This window comes from Streptomyces sp. NBC_01314 (assembly GCF_041435215.1).
Lineage (GTDB): Bacteria > Actinomycetota > Actinomycetes > Streptomycetales > Streptomycetaceae > Streptomyces.
This window is the reverse complement of the sequence record NZ_CP108394.1, coordinates 10,177,615-10,201,506: the sequence shown is the minus strand read 5'-3', so window position 1 is coordinate 10,201,506 and position 23,892 is coordinate 10,177,615. Positions and strand designations below refer to the sequence as shown.

Annotated in this window: 18 protein-coding genes and 1 pseudogene; 10 read left to right on the top strand and 9 right to left on the bottom strand. The window is 68.5% G+C overall.

Annotated features, from left to right (window positions below):
* Positions 1-376 precede the first annotated feature (376 nt).
* Positions 377-1,384 (bottom strand): LacI family DNA-binding transcriptional regulator, encoded by a 1,008-nt coding sequence (locus OG622_RS44795; protein WP_371582798.1) that lies wholly within the window; start codon positions 1,382-1,384, stop codon positions 377-379.
* 542 nt (positions 1,385-1,926) lie between these two features.
* Here OG622_RS44795 and OG622_RS44790 point away from each other — a divergent pair.
* The 5 genes from OG622_RS44790 (at position 1,927) to OG622_RS44770 (ending at position 9,642) form a co-directional block, all read left to right on the top strand.
* Complete coding sequence (locus OG622_RS44790) at positions 1,927-4,485, top strand: GH32 C-terminal domain-containing protein (RefSeq protein ID WP_371582796.1); 2,559 nt, start codon at positions 1,927-1,929, stop codon at positions 4,483-4,485.
* Between the two features lie 286 nt (positions 4,486-4,771).
* Positions 4,772-5,689, top strand: coding sequence for an aminoglycoside phosphotransferase family protein (locus tag OG622_RS44785; protein WP_371582795.1), 918 nt, complete (start codon positions 4,772-4,774; stop codon positions 5,687-5,689).
* Positions 5,690-5,813: 124 nt separating this feature from the next.
* Positions 5,814-6,314, top strand: coding sequence for a GNAT family N-acetyltransferase (locus OG622_RS44780; RefSeq protein ID WP_371582794.1), 501 nt, complete (start codon positions 5,814-5,816; stop codon positions 6,312-6,314).
* 631 nt (positions 6,315-6,945) lie between these two features.
* Complete coding sequence (locus OG622_RS44775) at positions 6,946-8,958, top strand: alpha/beta fold hydrolase (RefSeq protein WP_371582793.1); 2,013 nt, start codon at positions 6,946-6,948, stop codon at positions 8,956-8,958.
* A gap of 84 nt (positions 8,959-9,042) precedes the next feature.
* Positions 9,043-9,642, top strand: coding sequence for a sugar O-acetyltransferase (locus OG622_RS44770; protein ID WP_371582791.1), 600 nt, complete (start codon positions 9,043-9,045; stop codon positions 9,640-9,642).
* 454 nt (positions 9,643-10,096) lie between these two features.
* Here OG622_RS44770 and OG622_RS44765 read toward each other — a convergent pair whose 3' ends face one another.
* Entirely contained in the window at positions 10,097-10,588 is a 492-nt protein-coding gene (locus tag OG622_RS44765; protein WP_371584418.1) for a nucleotidyltransferase domain-containing protein, read from the bottom strand.
* A gap of 388 nt (positions 10,589-10,976) precedes the next feature.
* Here OG622_RS44765 and OG622_RS44760 point away from each other — a divergent pair, with 388 nt between their 5' ends.
* Positions 10,977-11,633: a class I SAM-dependent methyltransferase gene (locus tag OG622_RS44760; RefSeq protein WP_371582789.1), complete on the top strand. Its 657-nt coding sequence runs from the start codon at positions 10,977-10,979 to the stop codon at positions 11,631-11,633.
* A 144-nt stretch (positions 11,634-11,777) separates the two neighbouring features.
* Positions 11,778-12,155 (top strand): annotated as a pseudogene (locus OG622_RS44755) (DNA-binding protein).
* 187 nt (positions 12,156-12,342) lie between these two features.
* Here the strand turns inward: OG622_RS44755 and OG622_RS44750 are convergent.
* From OG622_RS44750 to OG622_RS44720, 7 genes are all read right to left on the bottom strand, one after another.
* Positions 12,343-13,302: a phosphotransferase family protein gene (locus tag OG622_RS44750; RefSeq protein ID WP_371582788.1), complete on the bottom strand. Its 960-nt coding sequence runs from the start codon at positions 13,300-13,302 to the stop codon at positions 12,343-12,345.
* Between the two features lie 229 nt (positions 13,303-13,531).
* Positions 13,532-15,391 carry a TniQ family protein gene (locus OG622_RS44745; RefSeq protein ID WP_371582786.1) on the bottom strand — a complete coding sequence of 620 codons (1,860 nt, stop codon included), beginning with the start codon at positions 15,389-15,391 and terminating at the stop codon, positions 13,532-13,534.
* Between the two features lie 3 nt (positions 15,392-15,394).
* On the bottom strand, positions 15,395-16,666 hold the full coding sequence (locus OG622_RS44740; protein WP_371582785.1) for an AAA family ATPase: 1,272 nt from the start codon (positions 16,664-16,666) through the stop codon (positions 15,395-15,397).
* Positions 16,663-18,132, bottom strand: a complete 1,470-nt coding sequence (locus OG622_RS44735; RefSeq protein WP_371582784.1) for a hypothetical protein — start codon at positions 18,130-18,132, stop codon at positions 16,663-16,665. The genes OG622_RS44740 and OG622_RS44735 overlap by 4 nt, the downstream gene beginning before the upstream one ends.
* Positions 18,129-18,815 carry a TnsA-like heteromeric transposase endonuclease subunit gene (locus OG622_RS44730; protein ID WP_371582782.1) on the bottom strand — a complete coding sequence of 229 codons (687 nt, stop codon included), beginning with the start codon at positions 18,813-18,815 and terminating at the stop codon, positions 18,129-18,131. Before OG622_RS44730 ends, OG622_RS44735 begins: the two co-directional genes overlap by 4 nt.
* Before the next feature lie 254 nt (positions 18,816-19,069).
* Positions 19,070-19,846: a putative protein N(5)-glutamine methyltransferase gene (locus OG622_RS44725; RefSeq protein WP_371582780.1), complete on the bottom strand. Its 777-nt coding sequence runs from the start codon at positions 19,844-19,846 to the stop codon at positions 19,070-19,072.
* Positions 19,847-20,448: 602 nt separating this feature from the next.
* Complete coding sequence (locus tag OG622_RS44720) at positions 20,449-21,195, bottom strand: GNAT family N-acetyltransferase (protein WP_371582779.1); 747 nt, start codon at positions 21,193-21,195, stop codon at positions 20,449-20,451.
* Between the two features lie 264 nt (positions 21,196-21,459).
* On the opposite strand from OG622_RS44720, the gene OG622_RS44715 reads away from it, so the two are divergent.
* The 3 genes from OG622_RS44715 to OG622_RS44705 all read left to right on the top strand — a co-directional run bounded on the left by OG622_RS44715 (position 21,460) and on the right by OG622_RS44705 (position 23,800).
* Positions 21,460-22,065: a sulfite oxidase-like oxidoreductase gene (locus OG622_RS44715; protein ID WP_371582777.1), complete on the top strand. Its 606-nt coding sequence runs from the start codon at positions 21,460-21,462 to the stop codon at positions 22,063-22,065.
* 82 nt (positions 22,066-22,147) lie between these two features.
* Positions 22,148-22,906, top strand: a complete 759-nt coding sequence (locus OG622_RS44710) for a ferredoxin reductase (RefSeq protein WP_371584417.1) — start codon at positions 22,148-22,150, stop codon at positions 22,904-22,906.
* A gap of 309 nt (positions 22,907-23,215) precedes the next feature.
* Positions 23,216-23,800, top strand: a complete 585-nt coding sequence (locus OG622_RS44705; protein ID WP_371582776.1) for a hypothetical protein — start codon at positions 23,216-23,218, stop codon at positions 23,798-23,800.
* Positions 23,801-23,892: the final 92 nt, after the last annotated feature.

Here is a 23,892-nt window from a genome sequence, read left to right as displayed (position 1 = left end):
GGCGAAACAGGCGCGGGGGGCTAAGGGTGAGAACGGGCGGACGCCCGGATGGGTCGGCGCACGGGTGGGGACCGTCTGCGGTGACAGCGGCATCGGCGGTCAGCCGCAGGGCGCGGCTGGAACATCCGACGCGGAGTGGGTAGCGGCCGGGCGGGGTGGGCCAGGCGCGCCGTTCGGTGTCCCGGATCGGGAACGCGCGAGCGGAAGGCTGCATGTGGGCGGTGCCGCATGAACGCGGGCGCAGCCGCCATGGTTGCAAGGAAGGCGAGGCCGAAGTGGGTCGCCGAAGTTTCAAGGAGACGGGGGGCGGTGCGTCACCGGCAACGCACCGCCCGGCTGCGAGGCGCCATCACGTACGCACCGTGATGACGTCGCGTCAGTTCGAGCTCGGCTCTAACGTCGAGCCCCGGATCACGAGGCTGGTGGGAATGATGCGTGAGGGGGCGGCCTCGGGCGATCTGCGCACGTGGTCGAGGAGCAGACGCGCCGCTGCCTCACCCATCTCCCGCATCGGCTGGCGGACGGTGGTCAAGGCCGGATAGGTGTACGACGCCACCTCGACGTCGTCGAACCCCACCACGGCGACATCCCGCGGAATCTTGAGGCCGGCCTCGTGCAAGGCCGCGATCACGCCGGCCGCCGAGGGGTCGTTGTGACCGAAGACCGCGTCGAACTCCACGCCGTCCGCGAGAGCTTGCGCCACCGCGCTCCGGCTGCTGTCGAACAAGAAGTCGCCGCAGATGATGCTGCGCGGTTCGAGCTCGATCCCGGCCTGCGCATAGACGTCGACGAAGCCGCCCAACCGTTCCTGAGTACAGCCGTACTCATCAGGACCGGTCACCACCAGAGGGCGACGGCGGCCGAGGTCCAGCAGGTGGCGCGCCGCCTGCTCACCGCCCTCCCGGTTGGTGGTGGCCACGTAGGGGAATCCCGGCCGCTGGAAGCGGTCGTCGATCAGCACCACCGGCAGTCCGGCCTCGTGCAGTTCCGTGATGGCCGCCAGGGCCCCCTCGGGCTCTATCACCAGCAGACCGTCGAACGACTTGGCAGCGACCTGCAGGCCCAGCCTGCGCAGTGACTCCTCACCGCCGTTCACGGTCAGCATCCGCAGCCCGAAGCCCTCGGCCTCCAGCGTCTCGACGACCGCCTGCACAATGCCGGCCCAGACCCAGGCCAGATCAGGGACCAGCATGCCGATCATCTGCGTCGTGCCACGTGCCAGCCCCACTGCCCCGGCGCTCGGCACATAGCCGAGCTCCGAGATCGCCTTGCGGACCTTCGAGACGGTGTCCTCGCTGATCTCGCCCTTGCCGTTCAGCACCCGCGAGACCGTCGTCTTGCTGACCCCGGCCCGCGAGGCCACGTCGGCGATAGTGACTCCCATGTCACCTCCCCTCCCTTCCTACAGAGGCGGAAGACTTCCCTCCCGCACCGAAGGGACGATCGTACAGAGACCCGTGTAACCGGTACCGGAAGCAGTCCCGGAACCGGTTTCGGTACCGGTTCCGGAAGTGAAGCACCGAGAGGCCCCACCGGTCAACACCCCGGAAACAACTCGTTAACGCAGCCGATCTCGGTCTCGCGCGAGGCCGCGAAAGCCTGCCGGTTGCCACCCAAGCCACCGCTCTGACCTGCACGGTTGCCGACTCCAACCCATCATGGCCGAGCTCGTTGGTGCGGTTCGCGACCGCCGACGACGCCCGACGGACCGCAGACCCGTCCCGGAGCAATCGCGCCCGAACCGTTGACGCACTGGCCGGATTGCCCTTCATAATCGGGCACTCGCTGTCATCGATGACATTCGTCGTCGCTGACACCCCAGTCGGCTGCCTGGACGTCGACGCCGCTGGGATGTCACTTTTCGGTCCGTCCGCGCCGGGGCCGCAGTCAGTGCTGCACCGACGAGCCGCGGGACTAGGAGACACCATGAGCTCTGCACGCGTATCCCGGCATGCCCGCATACGGATGATGGCGGCGGTGGCGACCGTCTGCGCCCTGTCCGCAGCGCCGCTGGCTCCTTCAGCCGTCGCTGCCGACACCCCGCCGTACACCGAGACCTACAGACCCCAGTTCCACTTCACTCCGGAGAAGAACTGGATGAACGACCCCAACGGTCTCGTCTACTACAAGGGCGAGTACCACCTCTTCTACCAGTACAACCCGAACGGCAACTCCTGGGGCGACATGTCCTGGGGGCATGCGGTGAGCCGGGACCTCGTGCACTGGGAGGAGTTGCCGCTCGCCCTGTCGCACGACGACGAGGAGATGGTGTTCTCCGGCAGCGCGGTCGTCGACTGGAACAACACCACCGGCTTCGGCACAAAGAAGAACCCGCCCATGGTGGCGATCTACACCAGCGCCTACAAGAACGGCGGCAAGCAGGCCCAGTCGCTCGCCTACAGCACCGACCGCGGCCGGACCTGGACCAGGTACCAGGGCAACCCCGTCCTCGACATCGGCTCCAACAACTTCCGCGACCCCAAGGTCCAGTGGTACGAGCCGACCAAGAGCTGGCTGATGACGGTGTCGCTGTCCACCGAGCACAAGGTGCGGTTCTACTCGTCAAAGAACCTCAAGGACTGGACGCTGCAGAGCGAGTTCGGGCCGGCCGGCGCGACCGGCGGCGTGTGGGAGTGCCCCGACCTGTTCCCCCTCGCCGTCGACGGGGACAAGAAGAAGATCAAGTGGGTCCTGGTCGTCAACATCAACCCCGGTGGTATCGCGGGCGGTTCGGGCTCGCAGTACTTCGTCGGCGACTTCGACGGCAAGAAGTTCACCGCCGACGACAAGGGCACCTACACCCCGCCCACCGGCACGGTGGTGCAGGACTTCGAGGGCACCAATTTCAGTTTCTGGACGACCACCGGCTCCGCGTTCGGTCAGGGACCGGCAACCGGTGCGGTGGACTGGCAGGGGGCGGTCACCGGCTTCGACGGCAAGGGCCTCGCCAACAGCTTCCACGGCGGAGACGGCGCCACAGGCACCCTCAGCTCGCCCGAATTCACCGTCGACAGCCCCTACCTGAACTTCAAGATCGGCGGCGGGCGGCACCCGTACGAAGCCGGAACCGTGCTGGACACGACTCCGCCCGAGGGCACAGTCCTCGCCGACTTCGAAGGCGGGACCTACGGCGACTGGACGGCGACCGGGGACGCCTTCGGCACCGCACCGGCCACCGGCACCCTCCCCGACCAGGGACAGGTCTCCGGCTTCCTGGGAGACGGGCTGGCCAACACCTTCCTGAACGGCGACGCCAGTACCGGCACCCTCACCTCGCCCGAGTTCACCCTTGACAAGAAGCACATCAACTTCCTCATCGGCGGCGGCAACCACCCGGCCGACTCCGACAACCCCACCGCCGTCGAGCTCCTCGTGGACGGCCAGGTCGTCCGCAGCTCCACCGGAAAGGACGGCGAGGCACTCAACTGGGCTTCGTGGGACGTCGGCGAACTCGCCGGCAAGAAGGCGCAGATCAGGATCGTCGACAACAACAGCGGCGGCTGGGGCCACCTCAACGTCGACCACATCATGTTGTCCGACACCAAGGCCCCGCGCGTCTCCCAGGAGACGTCCGTGAACCTGATCGTCGACGGCGAGGTCGTCCGCAGCGTCACCGGCGCCGACAGCGAGAGCCTGGACTGGGCGTCCTTCGACCTGCGCCCGTACGTCGGCAAGAAGGCGCAGATCCAGGTCGTCGACATGAACTCCGCCGGCTGGGGCCACCTCATGGCCGACCAGTTCACCACCGCTGACAAGCCCGCCAAGTCCGTCGTCCAGCGCGCTGACTGGGCCGACTACGGCAAGGACTACTACGCGGCGGTGTCCTGGGAGAACGCACCGGGCGGCAAGCGCTACATGATCGGCTGGATGAACAACTGGGACTACGGCCAGTCAATCCCCACCTCCCCCTGGCGAAGCGCGCAGAGCGTCCCCAGGGAGATGGCCCTGCGCACCGTCGACGGCCAGATTCGGCTGACCAGCAAGCCAGTGGGCAGCCTGGAGTCCCTCCGACAGAAGCGCCCGGCGACGGCGTCCGGCATCACCGTCAGGAACACCTCCAAGCCCCTGATCGGCCGTGGGGTACAGGGCAAGGCACTCGACATCGAGGCGACCTTCTCCCTCAAGGACGCAGACCGGTTCGGCCTGAAGGTCCGCACCGGAGCAGGCGGCGAGGAGACCGTCATCGGCTACGACACCACAACACAGGAGCTGTACGTCGACCGCTCCCGCTCCGGCGTCGGCGACTTCAACAGCACCTTCCCCGGCGTCCAGACCGCCCCCCTCAAGGCCAAGAACGGCAAGGTCAAGCTGCGCATCCTCGTCGACTGGTCCTCCGTCGAGGTCTTCGGCGGCAACGGCGAAGCCGTGATCACCGACCAGATCTTCCCCGACCCCTCCAGCACCGGCGTCGAGGTCTTCGCCGATGGCGGCACCGCCACCCTCGACCACCTGCAGGCGTGGCAGCTGAAGTCCATCTGGCGGTGAACGAGCCGCGGGTCCGTGCGCCGGTCGGCCATGGGCGGCTTCCGGCGCGCGGCTCTCGGCGAGGCAGGCGGCAAGAAAGGGGCATGGAAGCACTCCCCGCCAAACCTGGCCCGCACCGATGATGCCAGCCTGTGTCTCTTCCTCCCTTCGCAGGACGGCCGAGGGGGAACCAGGCGCCCATGGGCGTTGCCGTGCGGTGCCCAGTTCAGGAAGTGAGGATGGTGAGCGGCACTGAGTACTGGGCGTCACAAGAGCCCGGGCCAGCGTCCGACTACCGTGGCTCCGCATGACCCATACCGAGATCGACATCACCGCAGATCTGGTCCGGGATCTGCTGCTCGACCAGCACCCCGACCTGGCCGGGCGTCCCCTGAAGCTCGGCGCGCGTGGCTGGGACAACCAACTGTGGCGGCTCGGCGACGACCTTGCCGTCCGGTTGCCCTGGGCGACACAGTCCGCGGACGCCCTGCTGCGCAAGGAGCACGCCTGGCTACCCGCTCTCGCCCCGCGCCTGCCCCTGCCCGTTCCCGTCCCGCAGCGCCTCGGCGAGCCCTCCGAGCGGTTTCCGCGACCCTGGATCGTCACCACCTGGGTGCCCGGCTCGCCTGCCGACCGCGCTCCCGCCACACGCGCCGCGGAGGCGGCCGGCACCTTGGCCGCCTTCCTGACGGCCCTTCACCGACCTGCCCCCGAAAAGGCGCCCGTCGGCCGTGGCCGCGGGGGGCCACTGGCCGACCGTGCCGAGCAGTTCGCCGAGCAGTTCGCCTCGGCCATCGAGCTGGGGCTGCTCCCCGAACCGGATGCCATCCGCGCGGTCTGGGAGGACGCCGTTGCCGCGCCTGAGTGGACGGGCCCGGCGCTGTGGATTCACGGTGATCTGCATCCGGCCAACGTCCTCACCGCGGACGGCACCTTCTGCGGCGTGATCGACTTTGGCGACCTCTGCGCGGGCGATCCGGCCTGCGATCTCGCCGCCTGCTGGATACTGCTGCCGGACAGGGCCGCCGACCGCTTCCATGACGCCTACCAGCCGGTGGTGGACGTCGCGACCCTGCGCCGCGCCCGCGGCTGGGCGGTGCTGACAGCCCTCAGCGGCATCCTCATCGGAGAGGCCGGCCTTCATGGCCGCCCCGGCGGCAAGGCCACCTGGGGCCCACCCGCCCACGCCGGACTGCGACGCCTCATCGCAACGATCCGCCGATGAACGCGCTGTCCACCTTCGGTGACAAACGCCCCCAGCGCTCTGTTCGTTGAGACAGACCACACCTGTCCGTCTCACGTGATCTCCGTTGCCCTGGATCGGGGAGCGGCGTCTGTAGGGTGTCGCCATGCCGTATTCGCCGATGCCGCTCCAACTGGAAACCGCTCGACTGAGCTTGCGTCCGTGGACCGAGTCCGACGTCGACGCCCATCGCGTGCTCGTCGCCGAACGTGGTGGTGGCATGCCGACGGTCGAGGACAACCGGCGGATGATCGAGGATCAGCGCGCTGCGTCGGCAGTGACAGGGATTGCTCTGCTGCCCGTCATCCGCCGCGATGTTGGGGACTTCATCGGATATTGCGGGCTCACTGTCGGTCGGGCTTCCGTTGACGAGCCAGAGATCGCCTACGAGCTGTTCCAGCGCGTGCACGGACAGGGCTATGCCACCGAGGCGGCGTCCGTGGTGCTCGACGCGGCGATCGCGACTGGGCGGAAACGGCTCTGGTCAACGGTGCGTCCCTGGAATGCACCATCGTTTCGCGTCCTTGAAAAGCTCGGGTTCAAGCGCGACCACATCTCGACCGAAGACAGCGGCGAACTCGTGTGGCTCACCCGCTTGCTGCCGTAGAAGACGCGTTGCAGTCAGTTCGAACGGACAAGCAGCCCGTCGGGTCGCACAGTTCGCAGCGGACGCCGACAACGCGCGTGCACCGCAGCCACGTGCGAGATCTTCCGCCGCAGGGGTTGGAACTGCTCGCCAAGGAGTGCGCACAAGGCCGAATTAGCTCGATCGTGTGATCGTCCGCTTGCGGGCTTGCGGTGCCCTGGGCTGATCGGGCTAGCGTGATCGTGCGACCTGGGAGACCGGGTACGGCGTCAGCGTGCGGGGCCCCTGCTCCACCAGAGGATGATTCAGGGCCTCCCCGTCGCCTCTGGCCGTACTCAATTGGCCAGGTCGCGCAGGGAACTGGCCTCTGGGCCCGGACTACGCACAGGATGCGTGTCGCCGCCCCGGGGTCGAGTACGCCGGGGACCAGCTCGCCCAAGACCGTTCGGGGCGCGCGGCTGAACGGACTCACCCCCGCTCAGTCCACAGGAACGGCGGTTGCTCGGCCAGCGGAATGTGGATCAGAGCGAATTGCTGATCAATTCAGTGAGATCGGCGTCGGGATCGCTGACGACACATCCCGCCAGGCGCGCAGTCCCTCGGCTCATGGGTCCCCTGTCACAGTTCGGGTGCGGCAGGCAGGATGATTGCCATGATCCACGCCTTGGATGATGCCACCTCGTTCCACGACCGGTTCGCCACGCACTCCCGCCTGACCGACTTGGCCCTGGCGCCCGATGGAACGTGCTTGATCGCGTCCGTGCAGATCATCAACGACGAGGGAACCAGGCACGTTTCGAGGTTGTGGGAGGTGGACCCCTCGGGCGAGCGCGAGAGTCGCCCCGTGGCCCGGTCCGTGCAGGGTGACTTCGCTCCCGCTTTCGCTGCCGACGGCGCACTGCTGTTCCTCTCCGGCCGCGGAAACACAGATTCCGCCGCCGGAAAGAACGAGAGCCAGGGTGTGGGACTGTGGGCACTGCCGAAGGGCGGCGAGGCAAGGCCGATCGCCCACCACCCAGGAGACATATCCGCCTTCGCCGTCGCCAAGGACGCCTCCACGGTCGCCTACACCGCTGATCTGCTGCCCGGCGCGGTGAATGCCGAGGCATACGCCGAACTTCGCCGTGAGCGCGAGAGCGCCATGGTCAACGCGGTTCTGTACGAGGCGACCACGACCTGCGCCTTTGGCGCAGGCCCCGGCCCCGACGAACCCCACACCTTCGCCCTGCACTCCGACGGGGCTCCGGTGAACGCCGGCAGCCAGGGTCTGGCGGGCACAGGAGATATGGCGCTCTCGCCGGACGGATCGCTGGTGGCCTACACGCGGGCCGCGACGGGCCGCGCTCCCGACACGAATGTCGTGGTGGTCGCCGACGCGGCCACCGGCGTCGAGCGCCACACCTTCTCGCGCCCTGGTCATCAGTACTACCGCCTGGCGTTCACAGCCGACGGCTCGGCGCTGGTCTGCCAGCGCCAGCGAGAGGAGACCTACGACACAGAGTGGCGAGTCACGCTTGTCGCATTCGATGTGGCTTCGGATGAAGAGACCGACCTCCTGCCAGAGTTCGACAACTGGCCGTGGCCGGGACGGGCGGTCCTCTCGCCGATCCGTGGGGACTCCACGCTGTGGTTCACCGGTGACGAGCGAGGCCACTGCCCGATCTTCCGCCGCGACGCCGACGGCACGATCACCCGCCTGACCGCCTCCGGCGCCTACGCCTCGCTCTGCGTGTCACCCGATGGGACCACCCTCTACGCACTGCGCAGCACGATCGACAGCCCGCCTCGAGCGGTTCACCTGGACGCCGTCACAGCCGATCAACACCCCGCCTTCCTCCACGCTCCCGGCGACCTCGACTCGCTTCCCGGCACACTGACCGAGGTGCACGTCGAAGCCGACGACGGTTTCCCGTTGCGCGCCTGGCTCGCGCTGCCCGAGGGCGCCTCGGCCGAGCGCCCAGCGCCGCTGATCACCGCCCCGCACGGTGGACCACAGATGTCCTGGAGCGCCTGGACGTGGTTGTGGAACCCATGGCCGCTCGCGGCCCGTGGCTACGCGGTGCTGCTACCGGATCCGGCGCTGTCCACCGGCTACGGGCAACGCATGCAGGAGCGCGGCCGGGGCCAGTACGGCGGTCAGCCCTACCGTGACCTCATCGCGCTGACGGACGCGGCACTGGCACGCGACGACCTCGACGCGACCAGGACTGGCCTCGCCGGCTGGTCCTACGGCGGCTACCTGGCCAACCGGGCCGCGACCCTCACCGACCGCTTCAAGGCGATCGTCACCCACGCCGGGATGTGGAACCTCGAAGCATTCCAGATCGACACGGACATGCACGCATACTTCCAGAAGATCTTCGGCGACCCACGGACGCAGCGCGAACGGTACGAAGCCAACTCGCCCCACTTCCACGCGGCGAAGGTGACCACGCCGATGCTGATCGTGCACGGTGGCAAGGACCACCGCGTCCCGACGGGCCAGGCACTGAGCCTGCACAGCGATCTGCAGGGGCTCGGTGCGCCCGTCAGATTCCTTTACTTCCCGGACGAGGGCCACGCAATCGGGGCACCGAACCACATTCGCATCATGTACGAGACGGCGCTGAACTTCCTCGACCACCATGTCCTCGGACAGGAGTGGCGGCGCCCCGCCATGCTTTAACTGATGACCTTGTGCCTGACACGCGGTCACCCGGGGGCGCGCCGGGCCTGTGCCCGAGGGATTGAACGAAGGGAGCGTTCCGCTGTGACGCATGCTCACGAGGAAGAAGTCCTGGCCCGCATAGCCAAGGCGCTCGTCTACACCGAGTCCGAAGCGGCCTTCCAGGCCCCTCGGCGCCGCACCGAGCAGATCTTCGAGTACAACCACACACCACCAAGCGAAACGGAGAAGCGTCGATCGCTGCTCGTCGCGATCTTCGGCTCGGTCGGTGAACGCACGGTGCTGCTGCCGCCGTTCCACGCCGGGTTCGGCAACAACGTCCACCTCGGCGACGACTTCTTCGGGAACGTGAACCTCACGTTCGTCGACGACGTGGACATCCGCATAGGCAACGGTGTCGTGATCGCGCCCAGCGTGACACTGACCACCACGGGACACCCGGTGCATCCCTCACGACGCACCGACTTCGGACGGTTCTCGGAACCGATCGTGATCGAAGACAAGGTGTGGATCGGCAGCAACGCGGTGGTCCTGCCCGGCGTCCGCATCGGATACGGGTCGGTCATCGGCGCCGGCAGCGTCGTCAGCCGCAGCATTCCCCCGATGGCTGTCGCGGTCGGAACCCCTTGCCAGGTGGTCCGCTCCATCACGAAAAACGACCTCACCACACGTACCGCCCATTAGTGCCGGTGGCGGAGGACCACGACCACCAGCACCGTCACTCGGGACGGGCAGGCACGGTGAGGCTGATCACAGAGAGCTGCTCCTCGTTGAAGGGGGCCACGACCTCCTTCCGCACCTCACGGCCTCGTCACCTCCAGCAATCACGACCGCGCGACCGTCTGACCCGCTCCGCCTGACCGATGCCAGCCACCGCCGGCAAGCAGACGCCGCCTACGGGGACAACAGCAAAGCATGCCACCGAACGGTCGGCAGGGCCTGCCGGTGGAAACGGCACCGACGAGGATCGGGCGCTTCCACATCTCGGGCCCTGGATCAACTTCCGTGAAGCCTGCGCGCTGCGTGCGACCGACGCCATGACGATCCCTCATCGAAGTTGCCTTGCTGAGGGAAGACCGAGGGCCGAACGTCAATGGCGACAGGCGCTGGGAAAGCGATGCTCGTCTCGCTGACCGGATCAAAAATGAGTGGAGATCCCGAAGACTCGGCGGAGTTGGGCCATGTCGTGACGATCACGATCGGTTGGCTCATAACCCTGGTGGAAGTAAACCTGCTGCTCAGCTGAGAGACACGGGACGGTCGTCCCGCTGATGACGCCCGTCACAAAGCATGAGGAGGGATACATGAACGGTCGCTCCGGTTCAAACGATGCCTGCGCTGCTGAGCCGTCCTCGGCGAAAACCAGCGGGTGAAGGTCGATCCCTCGGCCGTCCAGATCCGTTACGACGAACCGGATAGGCCGCCAGTCGAGGCTCTCTGCGAAACCGATGCCAGACAAGACTGCCATGACAGCGGCTTCATGATCCTTCCGATGCATCAAGTCCAGGTCGCGATGCCCCCGGGTCTGCTCGCCAATCAGAGCATCGATCCCCCAGCCTCCGCCGATCCAGACGTCAACCCGTGCCCTTTGCAGCAGGGCCAAGACAGACAACACGTCATCAGCTGTCATCACCCAACGCAGGCTATAAGCGATCATCTGAGACGGCGAACGAATTCCTCCGGCCGCCGGGCGATCCTGGGGCACATGCGGCCGAGCCCGGCTCAGCGACGACTCAGCCAGAGCCGATCACGTGATCTGCGCGTATGGCGCCTCAGTTGCCGAGTCCGAAAGGTGGCGCCTCAGAAAGTGACGCGAGATCAGTTGAGGGGGCAGCGCGTGCCGCGCTGGGTGGCGGGCGGCGGCCGGAGGCGGTCGAGCGGCTCGGGGCGACAGCAGGAAGTGCGTATACCGCCTGACGCAACTCGCCTCTATGGGCCGAGTCGGGCGGTCCGGTAAGCGGTTGATCTTTGTTCCGGAACGGGGTGTGCTTGCTGCCCGGACTTGATGGACTAAGTGGATGAAGATCCTGTCGCCTCGTCTCCTGCGTGCTCTTGAACGGTTCAATGCCGCCTACCCGTGGGATCACAACGCCCACTACCACCCCTGGATCCTGCGGCAGCTGCCGAAACGCTTCAACGACGCCCTGGACATCGGATCCGGCAGCGGAGACCTCGCAAGGCTCCTGGCCAGACGCGCCGCCGCTGTGACGGCAGTCGATTCTGATCCGGTGATCACCTCCCAGGCCCAGGAGTTGACTCCTGCTGCGCTTCCCGTGACCTTCATCGTCGCGGATGCAGTAGCCGAGTTCCCTGTCGGCTCCTACGACGTCATCACTTGCGTCGCCACGATCCACCATCTGCCGTTCGCCCAGGCACTCACCTGTTTCCGCCGCCATCTGGCGCCGGGAGGGACCTTGGTGATCGTGGGCCTGTCCCGCACTCAGACCCCTGTGGACCACCTGCTCGGTGTCGTCGCCATTCCGGCCAACGCCGCCATGGGCTGGCTGAAGAACAAGGGGCGCCCCTCGCCCCGGCCCGTATCCATGACGGCCCCTACTCGCTCAGCGGACATGACCTTCGACGACATTGTCCGTACAGCCAGAGACGTCCTCCCCGGAGCACGGCTGCGACGACGGCTGTTCTGGCGCTATACGCTCGTTTGCAATCACTCCTGAGCAGTCTGGGACTTCTTTGACCAGCTGTCGGTGCTAAGGGCTTTGGCGGGTCAGGCGTCGGGTCATCATCGTGATGAGTGCCCAGTTCGCGTGGGCTTCGAAGTGCTGGGGAAGCCGCTCGTACCAAGGCGGAGCGAGCGCCGGGTGACCCGCTCCCCTCCCATTCCCGACGGCCCGCTGGTCCTGGACAGTGAGGGGCTTGCCAAGGCCGTGCCCCGTGACCGGTCCGTCACGGGATGGCCCGCGCTGGCCCGAACGGGGACCTCCGGGTCATCACGTCTGCGGCCACCCTGGTGGAGGTGGTCCATCCCCGAATCAACCGCCCAACCCTGGAGTGGACCCTGTCCCGCCTCGTCGTCGAACCCATCGCCGCGTCCATCGCCCGCCACGCCGCCGCCCTCCTCACCAACACCGGCCTGCACGGCCACATACGCCATCGACGCCATGCTCAGTGCCACCGCCCTCGCCGCCCCCAGTCCGGTCACCATGCTCACCTCGGATCCCGAGGACCTGACGCACTGAGCGGCGGTGTCCGTTCCCAGTGCTTGTGAGGGTTTCCCGCTGGATCTGCTCGGCGACGTGATCGAGTCCCGATCAATCTGCGCGGCGAATGTCCTGTCTCGCTGAAGCCGAAACAGTCTCGGTCGATGTGAGGCATCGGGCTGTACGTCTCACTCAATCTCGGGCAACTGCCGCTGTTTCTCGCGTGTCAGCCCGGCGCGTCCATCAGGGCGGTGACATAGGCATCCAGCCGCTCCTCCACAGCTCGCGTCGTCAGCTCTGTCCTCCCGGCCTCCCGCCACGGCTGCGACACCGACTGCACTTCTTCCGAGGCGGCCAGCGCGTCCCGCACCCGCCAGTACAGCCGCTCGCTCACGCTCGCAGCCAGCACACCGCCAGCCTCCTCGTACGCCTCGGCGAACCGCAGACCCCAAGCCGGGCCGTGCAGCAGCGCGAGATTGACGGAGCAGTGCGCCACATCGAGATCGGCCGGGCCCCAGGAGGCTGCTGCCCAGTCGATGACGCCGGTGATCCGGGCGCCTTCCGGGTTCGAAGGCGACACGTCGAACAGCACGTTGCCGGGCTGGAAGTCCCGGTGCAGGAAGCGCCCTTCATAGGGTGGCGCGGGCCTGCGGATCACTTCGATCGCTGCGGCCCATACGGCCGCGTCGGCGCCCTTGGGAACCACGACAGTGTCCGCGGTCGTCAACGTCGCATATTCCCGGGGCCGCTCAGCAGGGCACACCGCGTGGATCGCCACAAGTTGACGGGCCAGCAGGCGAACGCGCGCCTCCACTCCTTCATCGTCGAGAACCGTCCGGCCCGCCAGATGGGTCATCAGGAGCGACGGATACTCGCACTGCGCGGCAGTCGGATCAACCGCGACCAGTGAAGGAGCCGGCACGCCGGTCCCCGCGAGCAAGGTCAGAGCGCTGGCCTCCCCAATCAGCCCGTCCTCGGCGTGCTCCATATAGAACGGGTCGACGTAGGTCCGCAGCACCAGGTCACGGGTGCCTCCGTCCCGTGTGCCGATGATCAGCCTCCGCATCTCGGCGGTGATGCCGCCGTGCAGCTCCTCGGCTTTGACGATCCGTTCGCCGGCCTCCAGGTGCCGACCCACCCAAGCCAGCGTCAACGGTCGGACAGTCGCGGCCTCATCGTGGTTCATCACCGTGCCACCTCATCATCCGGACGGCGGCACGGACGAAGGATTTTCCAGGTCTCGATGGCCGTGCGGCTCAGTCCTTCCAGCAAGCCTGGGTCCGGACGCAGGTGCTCGACGAGGCGCCAGTCAGAAGTCAGTTGGGCGAGACAGACGGACACTCGGCATCTCACTCAACCTGAGACACACCAGGTCAGGCGGCCGTCGTGCCTCAGCTCCAGCGAGACGGGACACTTCAGGCCCGATGTTCGGCCGCGGCAACCTGGTTGATGAGTTCGCCAAGGCCGCGGTAGTAGGGGCTGGTTCTGTGCCTGATGCGGTGCCGCACTGCCTCCGCCTGTTTGCCTCCCATGTCGAGGGAGCTGAGGGACGGGAAGTGGATCAGGATGCTGGGCGCGAGTCTCCACTCGCTGCCGGTGAGACGTGCCCAGATACTGCTGGACACGCAGGCGTGAATCAGCAGGTCAGAGGGGCTATGACGGCCTTCTTGTCTTGGGCGTGAGGCGGTCATACTCGCCCACTCTTCGGGACTGAGGGTCCAATCCGAATAGCGCATGCGCCGTGCTCGGTAGCTCACCGGCGATTCGATCTGAGCGAGGTGCCTACCGATGCTTTCCAGGGACACGGAGAGGTCTTCGGTCCGGTGACGGTAGCGGCTGCGGGAGTGCAGCTTGCGCTGTTGGATGGGCGCTTGGTGCCAGGCATCGGGGATTCCAAGGAAGCGTGCGGCTTCCTCCAGCTGGAAGCCGGTGACGATCTGCACCAGCTGGACGGCGACGAAGCGTCGGTAGGTAACGCTGCGGCTCATCGCCTTCGGTGAAGTGTCATGGACCGCGAGACGAAACCAGTCGTCCGGCAGCCACTGAGGGATGTGCTCTGGAAGGTAGCCGCGGTCGCGTGTGCGGAGGGCCGGCCGTCGGGCGATGCGCCAGCTCGCGTCCTCGCGGCTGCCGCCGACTCGGAAGGATCTCGGGAGGGCGGACATCACCTGGGTGCGAAATTCCGGAGAGGCATCGTGCCGCAGTCTGGTCCAGATGTTGCCCCAGCCGCTGGCGGTGGGAGGAGGGAGGCTCCCGAGCAACGCCGTGATGGCCTGAGGCAGGGCAGCCGGGGGCAGGGCCAGCAGACGGGAGGCAATGTCCATGAGTCCGGCCATGGCTGGGGCGGACAACGGTGGAGTCACCCAAAGGTTTCCGCGCTGGACGTGTGTCAGAGCGGTGAGATCACAGTGCTGTTGCGCAGTGATGTGGGCGTCAAAGGCATCCGCCAGTCGGTGCTCAGGAGTGACGCTGGCGGTCGCGGGCCAGGTTGCCTGGACGATCGCGGCAAGGACCTGAAGGTCGCTGAAGACGGCGAAGGCGCTGGTCGGGTCACAGTCGGGCGAGAGCAGGTGTTGCAGCTGGTGCTGGAGCTCAATCACCTCGGGGCTGGGGGTGGACGTGTTGATGACGTGGTCGGGGTTGTCCATCCGATCGCCGCAATGGGTCAGGTCCGTGCGGGTGTTGCGGCATTGGAGGGGATGCAGTCCAGCCACCGTGGGTGAGGGAAGAAGGCTGAGTTTGCGCGAAGCGACGTGGGCGGGGACCTGGCAGGCCGGGCAGGTGTCCTGAAGGAAGATCCGGTGGTGCAGGCAGATGAAGGTCACGGCCAGCCGCCAGGTGGTCTTCCAGGCGCCGCCGTGCCTCAGCTGGATCTGGCTGCCGTCGCCCGCCAGGCAGAGAGGGCAGTAGCGGGTGCTCGTGCCGAAGATCCAGGGAGGGAAGTAGGAGCGCGGGCGCAGGTGGGACTGGCGTCCTCGGCGGGTCAAGGCGTCGGCAACGGCGGGGTAGCGGCTGACGAGCGGACGCAGAGTGAGGCCGTCGGTCAGGTGCTCGGGAACTCTGGTGGCACGGGAGAATCGGGGCCGGAACTGCGGTGCCAGCATGAGCAGGTGGTTCACCGGCGTAGGTATGCCGATGCGGCGGGTCAGGCCGGATCGGAAGGCGATGACCGATGGTGGCTGGTCAAGGCGGTGAGACAGCCGCAGCAGCAGACCGGGGAGGCTCTCGCCGGGTAGCGGAACAAGGCTGCGGGGCAGCGGCGCCTCCTCGGACACCGGTCACCCCGCAGTTCCGGCCGCAGCCGGCCCGCGGTCGTCGAAGACGGTGTTCTTCCTCCGGCTACGGGCGCCCTTGTTCACAATCGCGGTTCTCGAGGATGTACCCCTTCCGGGAATCGGTGGGATCTCCCCGGTCGACGGGTCGCGGCTGGGGTCGTCGAGACTGATGACGATCTCGTCGAGCAAGTTCTCGTCGAGGAGTTCTTTCCCGCTGTCCATGGCCTCCTGAGCACCGTCCTCGATGAGCCGTTCCAGGACACCGACGACGCCGCTGGTGCGGCGCATCAGGTACTCAGGCATCGCGCCGCCGGTGAGCATGCCCGGCTTGGCCTTCAGCAGCCTCAGGTGAGCTTCGATGCCACGGAGGTGGGCCTGGAACGAGGTGGCTTCTTCGGGAGTGGAAGTGCGGAAACGGTCGAGCTCCACCAGGTCGAAGCGTCGCTCGGTCTGGGTGGCCTCCAGGCCGTGGACACGAGCGTGCTCGGAGGGGTCCATCACCCACTGTCGCTGTCTGGCGTCCCACCGGGCATCCCGCAGCAGCCCGCTGCCGGGAATGTCGACGCCGACCAGGATGAGCGTGACGTTCATGCTCATGAAGGCCCGGATCAGGTCGAGGGTGTCCTGGTCGTCGGCGCGGTGCATGCGCAGCCGATTGATGTCGTCCAGGATCAGGGCCTTGACGCCGTGGTCGCTCAGGGACTGGGCGACCTGCTGCATCAGCCGGGGCAGGCTCATGCCGCGCGTGCTGGCGCCGAAGAAGTCCAGCACGGCCTGGCAGGTGCTCTTCGGCTTGGCGGTCACCGGGGTTTGGACATAGACGACCGGGGCGTGCAGGTCGTTCGTCCCGTCCACGGCGTCGGGATTGAGGTAGTGGTGCAGCTCCAGCCAGGCGTCCTCGAAGGCGGCAGCGACCTCGCAGACGGTCTCCGTCTTGCCCTGGTAGCCCCAGCCGGAGACCATCACCCCAGGCCGGGTGGCCACGTTCTGCTTGAGTGCGTTGTTGCGCAGACGTCGGTTGACAAGTCGGCCGACCCGCAGTGACATCGGGGTCTCCTGCAACGGCAGGTTGACGTGGGTGGCCGTGCGGTGCAGGTCGTAGAGCGACCGCTCCGACGAGCTCATCGCCCGCCACTGGGTGAAGGTCAGGATGGGAGCCGCCAGGAACTGGCCGCGGGTCGTCCGGTATCGCTGCCAGCCCTCGTAGGTGTCCCGCCGTGGCTTCGTGCCGCTGGCCAGTTCCGCCAGAACGCTTCGCGGAGTCACCTCGCTCACGCTTGCTCCCTCGCTTCAATGCCGTCGGCGTCGTCGTCAGGCGGCAGCAGGAACAGGCTTCGTCGCCGCAGGGTTTCGCCCAGCCGCGGAGGCGGCATAGGCATGCTGCCTTGATCACGACTTCGGCGCCGGTCGGCGTCGACAGCATCGTGGATTGCGGATGCCTGCTCAGGCCAGGACACGACCAGCAGAGAGTTGAGCGCGCCGAAGACCCGCTCGACAGCGAACTTGTCGGTCGGACGCAGGGTACGGGCCGGAAGGATGTTGCAGCCCAAGGCCCGTTCGGCCTCTACGATCTGGTGGTTCTTGTAGGCGGCGCCGTGATCGGTGGTGACGATCTCCGGCGAGAAGAACGGCAGGGCCGAAACCCGGTGACCGGCGAACTGCGCGACCACCGTGGCCGGAACCCCCGGATAGGGCCACTCCATTTCCTCGCCCCAGCCCTCGCGCAGCGGCATCATCACGTCCCGCAGCAGCATCGCGATGTCCACCGCCGTATCCGCCACCGGCATCAGGCGGAAGGCAACGATGGAATGGGTGTAGAGATCGAGCGCCAGCGTCAGCATGACCGACACCGGCTCGCCGAAGACGGACTCGCGGACCTTCACAGGCAGCGGCGTGGTGTCGAGCGCGACCACCTGGCCCGGCCGGTGCACCACCACCCGGGCCGAGGCGTCCTTGGCCGCTTCGGCGCAACGGACGTAACGCTGCCGGGCGCCACCGGGCCCGAACCACTCCCGCCAGACCGCCCGCAACGTGTCATATCCCGGAACCGCCGCGTCGGAGCCGAAAGACTCCTGCACGTACTGGTGGATCAGCCGCTCGCGGCCGCGCATGCTCAGGCGGGAGCGGTGCAAGGTCTCCTCCCGGACGGCGAAAATCGCCTCGCGCACCTCCTCGGTGATGCTGTGGTGTCCCCCGGAAGCCCGCAGCCACCGGCCATCCGCACAGCCCAGCAGTCCCTCCCGGCGCCACGCGGCAGCCATCCGTTTCAGCGTGCGCTCACTGACCTGAGCCAGGCCGAGCGCCGCCGCCTCCTCGCGGCCCAGGGCCTTCAGCTCAGCCACCTTCGCCCGGCGGCACTGACCGAGCGTAGTGCGGTCCGGATCGTAGGCCGGCCGCGGCTCGTCCGGTTCGCGCCGACGGGGGTCACCCGAGCGGTAGCCCGTTTCGGCCTCCAGCAAGTGTGCGGCGCGCAGCCGGGCCTTGGCCTGCTGGTTCTCAGTCAAGTCCTCCCAGGCTGATGGCTGCCGGCCGTCGCTCTGCACTGTCCGGCCGACGCTCACTGCCCGGCAGTCCGGGTGCTGCATCAACCAGCGGATCGAACGCCGCTCATCGCGGCCGTCCGACCCGTGCAGCAGCACCCGGCCGAGCTGGGCTTCGACGGCTGTCACCTGCCAGTCCAAGCCGTCGAAGCGCAGTCGGCCACCGACCTCCAGGCCCAGCAGCTCCGACCGGGCGGTCACCGCGTTGCTCCCCCGGCCAGCCAGACCATCGAGCCGTCGCTCAGTGGGCTGGCCATGTCGATGCCCTGCTGGCGGTGCCAGAGCAGATGGAGGGTGTGGGCCCGGGCCACGACCGGCAACGAGGTGCGGCGTGCCAAGTCACCGAACGGGGCCGGCCCTCGGGCCACTTCACCAAGAACCTCCGCGCGCAGCTGGAGTGGATCGTCCAGCGGGCGTCGCTGAGCCGACAGGGCGTCCAGCACCGGCCACACATGCCGCCGCCACCCAGTGACCACCGCGTATTTCCAATGGCAGGAGCGTGCCGCCTCGTCCGCCGCGGCGAACTTCACGGCGTCCGCTTCCTTCACCAGATGGCCCGGGCGCACGTCGAACAGCCACCGTGAGCCGTCACCCATCACGGCCAAGAAGTCCGGTACGTGCTCCATCCGGCCATCGCCGTGCACGAACTCCAACCGGAAGGGCTGCGGCAGCACCTCCCGAACCTGCAGGAAGTCGAGTGCCAGCAGCAACCGGGCTTCCTCCAACGATTCGAACCCGTGGTGACGACCGGTGGACACCAGAAACTGAAGTCCCGGCCGGTGCCGTTGACGCGCCCGCCAGGCGAAGCGCCGTACCGGCCGCGACGAGAGCACCGGAACCGATCCCAGATCGCGAACCGGCCAGAAGATCTCGTCGCCGTCCAACCGCCAAGCAGTCGTCCACAAACGTGTCCAACCCTCACCCAGCGACAGGCGAGCGCGTACGGAATCGGCGATCGCGTACGGCTCGATCAAGTCCTCAAGTCCTCAAGCCCGCACCGCTCCGACCGCACCCCGGCTCTCGCACCCACGCATCAAGAAGCGCAGCCTCTGAGCTGCGACACACGGCGATCTCCTCAGATGACCAAAAGATCGCGATCACAGACCGCCTCGGGGCCAACTACCGATCGCCGTCACACTCAGGGTCTTGAGCCGAGCACCACGTGGGCGTACATCTCCTCCGAGACGGCCACGCGTGCGGTGAGGCCGGAGCGGTGGAAGGTGTCGAGGGCGAGCGGTGCCTGGCGTTCGCTCGTCTCGACGAGCAGACAGCCGCCCGGGGCGAGCCATTCGGAGGCCTCTGCGGCGACCCTGCGCAGCACGTCGAGGCCGTCCCTGCCGCCGTCCAGGGCGACGAGGGGTTCGTGGTCGCGGGCCTCGCTCGGCAGGAGCGGGACCTCGCCGGTCGGGACGTACGGGACGTTCGCCGCGAGGATGTCGACGCGGCCCCGCAGGCGGTCGGGCAGCGCCGCGAAGAGGTCACCCTCGTGCGCGTGGCCGTCGTGCGGGGCGATGTTGCGGCGGGCGCAGCGGACCGCCGCCGGGTCGATGTCGGCGGCGTGGAGTTCCGCCCCGTCGAGTGAGGCGGCCAGGGCGACACCCACCGCGCCGGAGCCGCAGCAGAGGTCGACGACGACCGAGGCGCCGGGGACGGTGGCGAGGGCCCGCTCGACGAGGAACTCGGTGCGGCGGCGGGGAACGAACACACCGGTTTCCACGGTGATGCGCAGGCCCGCGAACTCGGCCCAGCCGAGGACGAGTTCGAGGGGGAGGCCGGCGACGCGCCGGTCGACCATGGTGGTGGCCTCGTCCGGGGTGCGTGCGGTGGCGAGGATCAACTCCGCCTCGTCCTCGGCGAAGACGCAACCGGCGGCACGAAGTGCCGTGACGACAGAGGAGGTTGAGACAAGTGGCATGACAGCCGAGAGCCTTTCGGTGGGCCGAAGGGCGCTCCCGCGGTGGCCTATCGGCGATGCACCGCGCCGCGTTGGGGTGAGAGCACCCGACCTGACACAGCGGTAATGGGTCCCACCTCCTCGGTCCACGAGCTGACTGGCCCGGTCACCCTACCCCATGGTCATGACCCTGCTTCAAGGGCGCGAGCAGCTCCGCCGGGGACCGCGTCTCCCCCACGGCTCCGATGCCTCCGGCCCGCTACGGCTTGCCCGGCCGACGCTCCCGGGAAAGCTCCGAAGGGGGAACGGCCGGCCATCCCGGCGCGCCCCCGAACCGCACGGCCAACCACCCCGGCACACCCGCCGACCCACGACCGACAACCCCCGGTCCGCCGTCCCACCGCACAGCGCCGGCTGTCTCGGCGCGGCTCCCACGCGTCCGGCCGACGGTCCCGGCACGCTTCGTGTCGCGAGCCGGTGGCCGGCACGGCTTCATGTCACCGTCACCCCGGCGAGACTCGGTGCGCCCCGGCCCACCGGCCCGCCGGCCCACCGGTTTGAGAACGGGCGCCCCGCTCGGCCCACCCCCGGCCCGATCACCACCCGCACCGCCGCCCGACCCGCTACACCCCCACCCGCTCCTCCCCCGCCTCGACCAACGGCACCCTGGCCGCCATGAAGCGGGTGGTGCGGCGTAGGCGGAAGCCGAGGGATTCGTAGAGGCGGATGGCGGTCGTGTTGGTCGCGGCGGTGTGGAGGAAGGGGGTTTCGCCCCGTTCGCGGATGCCGTGGGCGACGGCGTGGACGAGGCGGGTGGCGAGGCCCGCGCCACGGAAGGCCGGGTCGGTGCAGACCGCGCTGATCTCGGTCCAGCCCGGCGGATGCAGCCGCTCACCGGCCATGGCGACCAGGGCGCCGCCCCGGCGGATACCGAGGTAGGTGCCGAGCTCGACGGTGCGGGGCAGGAAGGGGCCGGGCTGGGTGCGCTCGACGAGGTCGAGCATCTCGGGCACGTCGGCGGAGCCGAGGAGTACGGCCTCGCCGTCCGGGGCCGCGGCTATCCCGTCGTCGACGAGCTGCACGCCCGCCAGGTCGAACGTCACCTCCCAGTCGGCCGGGAACCCCCCGGTGTAGGCCGGGACCGGGACCTCGGCGCCGGGGCCGGCCAGCGCCGCGAGGTCGGCCCAGTCGTCCGCGTCGGGCTCGTCGGGGAGGGCCAGCCACGGGGAGACGTCGAGCGGGTAGCGCAGCACCCGGCCCCGCCGCTCGGCGAAGTGGGCGTGCGGCCCGGTGAGGGAGGCGAGGGCGGGATTGTCGAGGACGTGCGGCACGATGCCCGCACCCTTGCTGCCACTCGCGTACTCGGACATGCGCTCTCCCGCTCTTCTCTCGCCCTACTCTGCTCTGCCCTGCTCTGCCCTGCTCTGCTCTGCTCTGCTACAACCTGGTCGTCCGCCGTCAGGTCCGCCGGCACCGACTGAAGGCGGCAAGGGAGATCGCCGAGCCCCTATTCCCGGGCCGCCGAAGAGTTCACGCGGCCGCAATGATCGCCGCCCGGCCCCGGGGCCGAAGCGCTCACCCCGGACACGTACGGTTGTATGACTCAGCAATCACCATCGTCACGTTGGACCCCCATGAACGTCACACGAGGCTTCACCGGACGCCCCCGCGTCCACAATCCCGGACTGCCGCCCGGCCAGTACGACGCCGGCGAGGACTGGCCCGTCCTGTCGGCCGAGGTCACCCCCGACCTCACGCCCGCCGACTGGACGTTCCGGATCGACGGTCTGGTGGCGCGGCCGCGCTCCTGGGACTGGGACGAGGCGCACGCGCTGCCCGCGTCGCCGTACGAGGGCGACATCCACTGTGTGACGAGCTGGTCGAAGTTCGGGGTGCGGTTCGGAGGCGTCTCGCTGGACGCGTTCCTGGACGTGGTCCGGCCCGACGCGTCCGCCACCCACGCGGTCGCGTACTCCCACAGCGGCTACACCACGAACCTCCCGCTCGCCGACCTCACCGGCGGACGCGCCTGGATCGCGTGGGAGTACGACGGCAAGCCGCTGCCCGCCGAGCACGGCGGCCCGGCGCGGCTGCTGGTGCCGCATCTGTACTTCTGGAAGAGCGCGAAGTGGATCGCGGGCCTGCGACTGCTCGACCACGACGAGCCCGGTTTCTGGGAGCAGAACGGCTATCACGCGCGGGGCAACCCGTGGGAGGAGCAGCGGTACTCCGGTGACTGAGACGACACTGCCCGGGGCGACGCCGTCCGAGGCGGCACCGCCTGCGACGACACCGTCCGGGACGGCAAGGTCTGGGACGGCACTGACCGAGTCGGCCTTCACACCGGCCACGCGGTTCGCCGTGCCGGGTCGTATCGCCGTGAGCAACCGGGCCTCGGCGCTCTGGCGGACGGCGACGCTGACGGAGATCCGTCGGGAGACACCGGCCGTGGCCACGTTCCGGTTCGCGGTGCCCGGGTGGGCGGGGCATCTGCCGGGGCAACATCTGATGCTGCGGCTGACCGCCGGCGACGGCTACACCGCGCAGCGCCACTACTCGCTGGCGTCCCCGCCGGACGACACCGGGCACATCGAACTGACCCTGGACCATGTCGAGGGCGGCGAGGTCTCCGGGTGGTTCCACAGCGAGGCCCGGCCCGGCGACGAGGTCGAGGTGCGCGGCCCCCTCAGCGGCTTCTTCGCCTGGCCCGGGGACCGGCCCGCGCTGCTGATCGGCGCCGGTTCCGGCGTCGTACCGCTGATGTCGATGATCCGCCACCACCGGGCGGGCGACCTCGACGTACCGCTGCGGCTGCTGGTCTCCGCGCGCGGGCCCGAGGAACTGGTCTACGCGGCGGAGTACGGCGCGGAGACCACGGCCGTGTTCACGCGTCGGGCGCCCGATGGGGTGCCGGTGGGACGGCTGTCGCCGGCACATGTGGCGCCGCTCCTGGCCGAGCGGCCACCGGGCGGGTGGGAAGCCTATGTGTGCGGCTCCAACGCGTTCGCCGAGCACGCCTCCCGGCTGCTGGTCGAGGCCGGACAGCCCGTGGACCGCATCCGTATCGAGCGGTTCGGCTGAATCGTCGAGCGGTCCGGCTGACTTTCGAGCGGTCCGGGGGGCTCTTCGAGAAGTCCGGCTCACCCTTTGACCGAGTCGGCTGATCCATTGGGCAGCCCGGCTGACCCATCGGGCGGTCCGGATGACCCATCGAGCGGCTCAGTCGGCCCTCCGACCCGGACGGCGCACGCTCATGCCGGGCCGGGCCGTGCCTCCATGATTTCTGGCGCAAATCATGCCATCGAGGCCTCTTTCGGGTACACCGGAAGTGCGGACCAGTCCTAACCGGGGCTCTCGTACATGAGGGCCGGGCCGGTGAGGGAGGGCGAGATGCGAGGCCAGGTGTTCGGGTGGCGTTGGCGCCCCAACCCGCTGCGCCGACGCTCTGACGTCGTCGAGGCGTGGACGGTGCTGTTCGTCGCGCTTCTGCTCGTCCTCGGCGCCCCGGCCGCCGGGATCGCGGTGGGCCGGTGGGCCCACGCGGACGCGCAGGCGCACGCGGCACACGAGCGGGCCGCGCTCGACCGGGTCAGCGCCGTGATCGTCGAGAAGGCCCCGGCCTCGGTGCCCTCGGCGCACGACGACAAGGAGCCCAGCTTCTGGGTGCGGGCACGCTGGACCGAGCCCGACGGCGGCTCCCGTACCGGTGTGGCCCGGGTGCCGGCGGGCACCGAGCGCGGCGACCGCGCCGACGTCTGGCTGGACGGGGCGGGCCACAGCGTCCAGCCGCCGCCGACCGACACGGCCGTCTGGCAGCACGCGCTGGCGATGGGGACCTGCGCCACCGGCGGCGTGGTAGGCATCGTGGTGCTCGGGCATGTGCTCGTCCGCCGGGTCGCCATTCGGCATCGGCTCGCCGAATGGGAGCGGGAGTGGGCGCGGACCGGACCCGACTGGGGACATCGCTGTGCCTGAGGACAGAACAAGAACATTTCTCAGCTAATAGGGGGCACACCGCGTTTCGGCCAACCGCGAAACGTCCACAAAATTCATCCCGCCAACGCAGT

Excerpts from the sequence above, each read along its gene's own strand:
- OG622_RS44760 (WP_371582789.1), top strand. The coding sequence starts at position 10,977 with ATGAAGATCCTGTCGCCTCGTCTCCTGCGTGCTCTTGAACGGTTCAAT.
- OG622_RS44725 (WP_371582780.1), bottom strand. The coding sequence starts at position 19,846 with ATGCCACTTGTCTCAACCTCCTCTGTCGTCACGGCACTTCGTGCCGCC.
- OG622_RS44705 (WP_371582776.1), top strand. The coding sequence starts at position 23,216 with ATGCGAGGCCAGGTGTTCGGGTGGCGTTGGCGCCCCAACCCGCTGCGC.
- OG622_RS44790 (WP_371582796.1), top strand. The coding sequence starts at position 1,927 with ATGAGCTCTGCACGCGTATCCCGGCATGCCCGCATACGGATGATGGCG.
- OG622_RS44775 (WP_371582793.1), top strand. The coding sequence starts at position 6,946 with ATGATCCACGCCTTGGATGATGCCACCTCGTTCCACGACCGGTTCGCC.
- OG622_RS44750 (WP_371582788.1), bottom strand. The coding sequence starts at position 13,302 with ATGAACCACGATGAGGCCGCGACTGTCCGACCGTTGACGCTGGCTTGG.
- OG622_RS44795 (WP_371582798.1), bottom strand. The coding sequence starts at position 1,384 with ATGGGAGTCACTATCGCCGACGTGGCCTCGCGGGCCGGGGTCAGCAAG.
- OG622_RS44785 (WP_371582795.1), top strand. The coding sequence starts at position 4,772 with ATGACCCATACCGAGATCGACATCACCGCAGATCTGGTCCGGGATCTG.
- OG622_RS44720 (WP_371582779.1), bottom strand. The coding sequence starts at position 21,195 with ATGTCCGAGTACGCGAGTGGCAGCAAGGGTGCGGGCATCGTGCCGCAC.
- OG622_RS44715 (WP_371582777.1), top strand. The coding sequence starts at position 21,460 with ATGAACGTCACACGAGGCTTCACCGGACGCCCCCGCGTCCACAATCCC.
- OG622_RS44765 (WP_371584418.1), bottom strand. The coding sequence starts at position 10,588 with ATGACAGCTGATGACGTGTTGTCTGTCTTGGCCCTGCTGCAAAGGGCA.
- OG622_RS44780 (WP_371582794.1), top strand. The coding sequence starts at position 5,814 with ATGCCGTATTCGCCGATGCCGCTCCAACTGGAAACCGCTCGACTGAGC.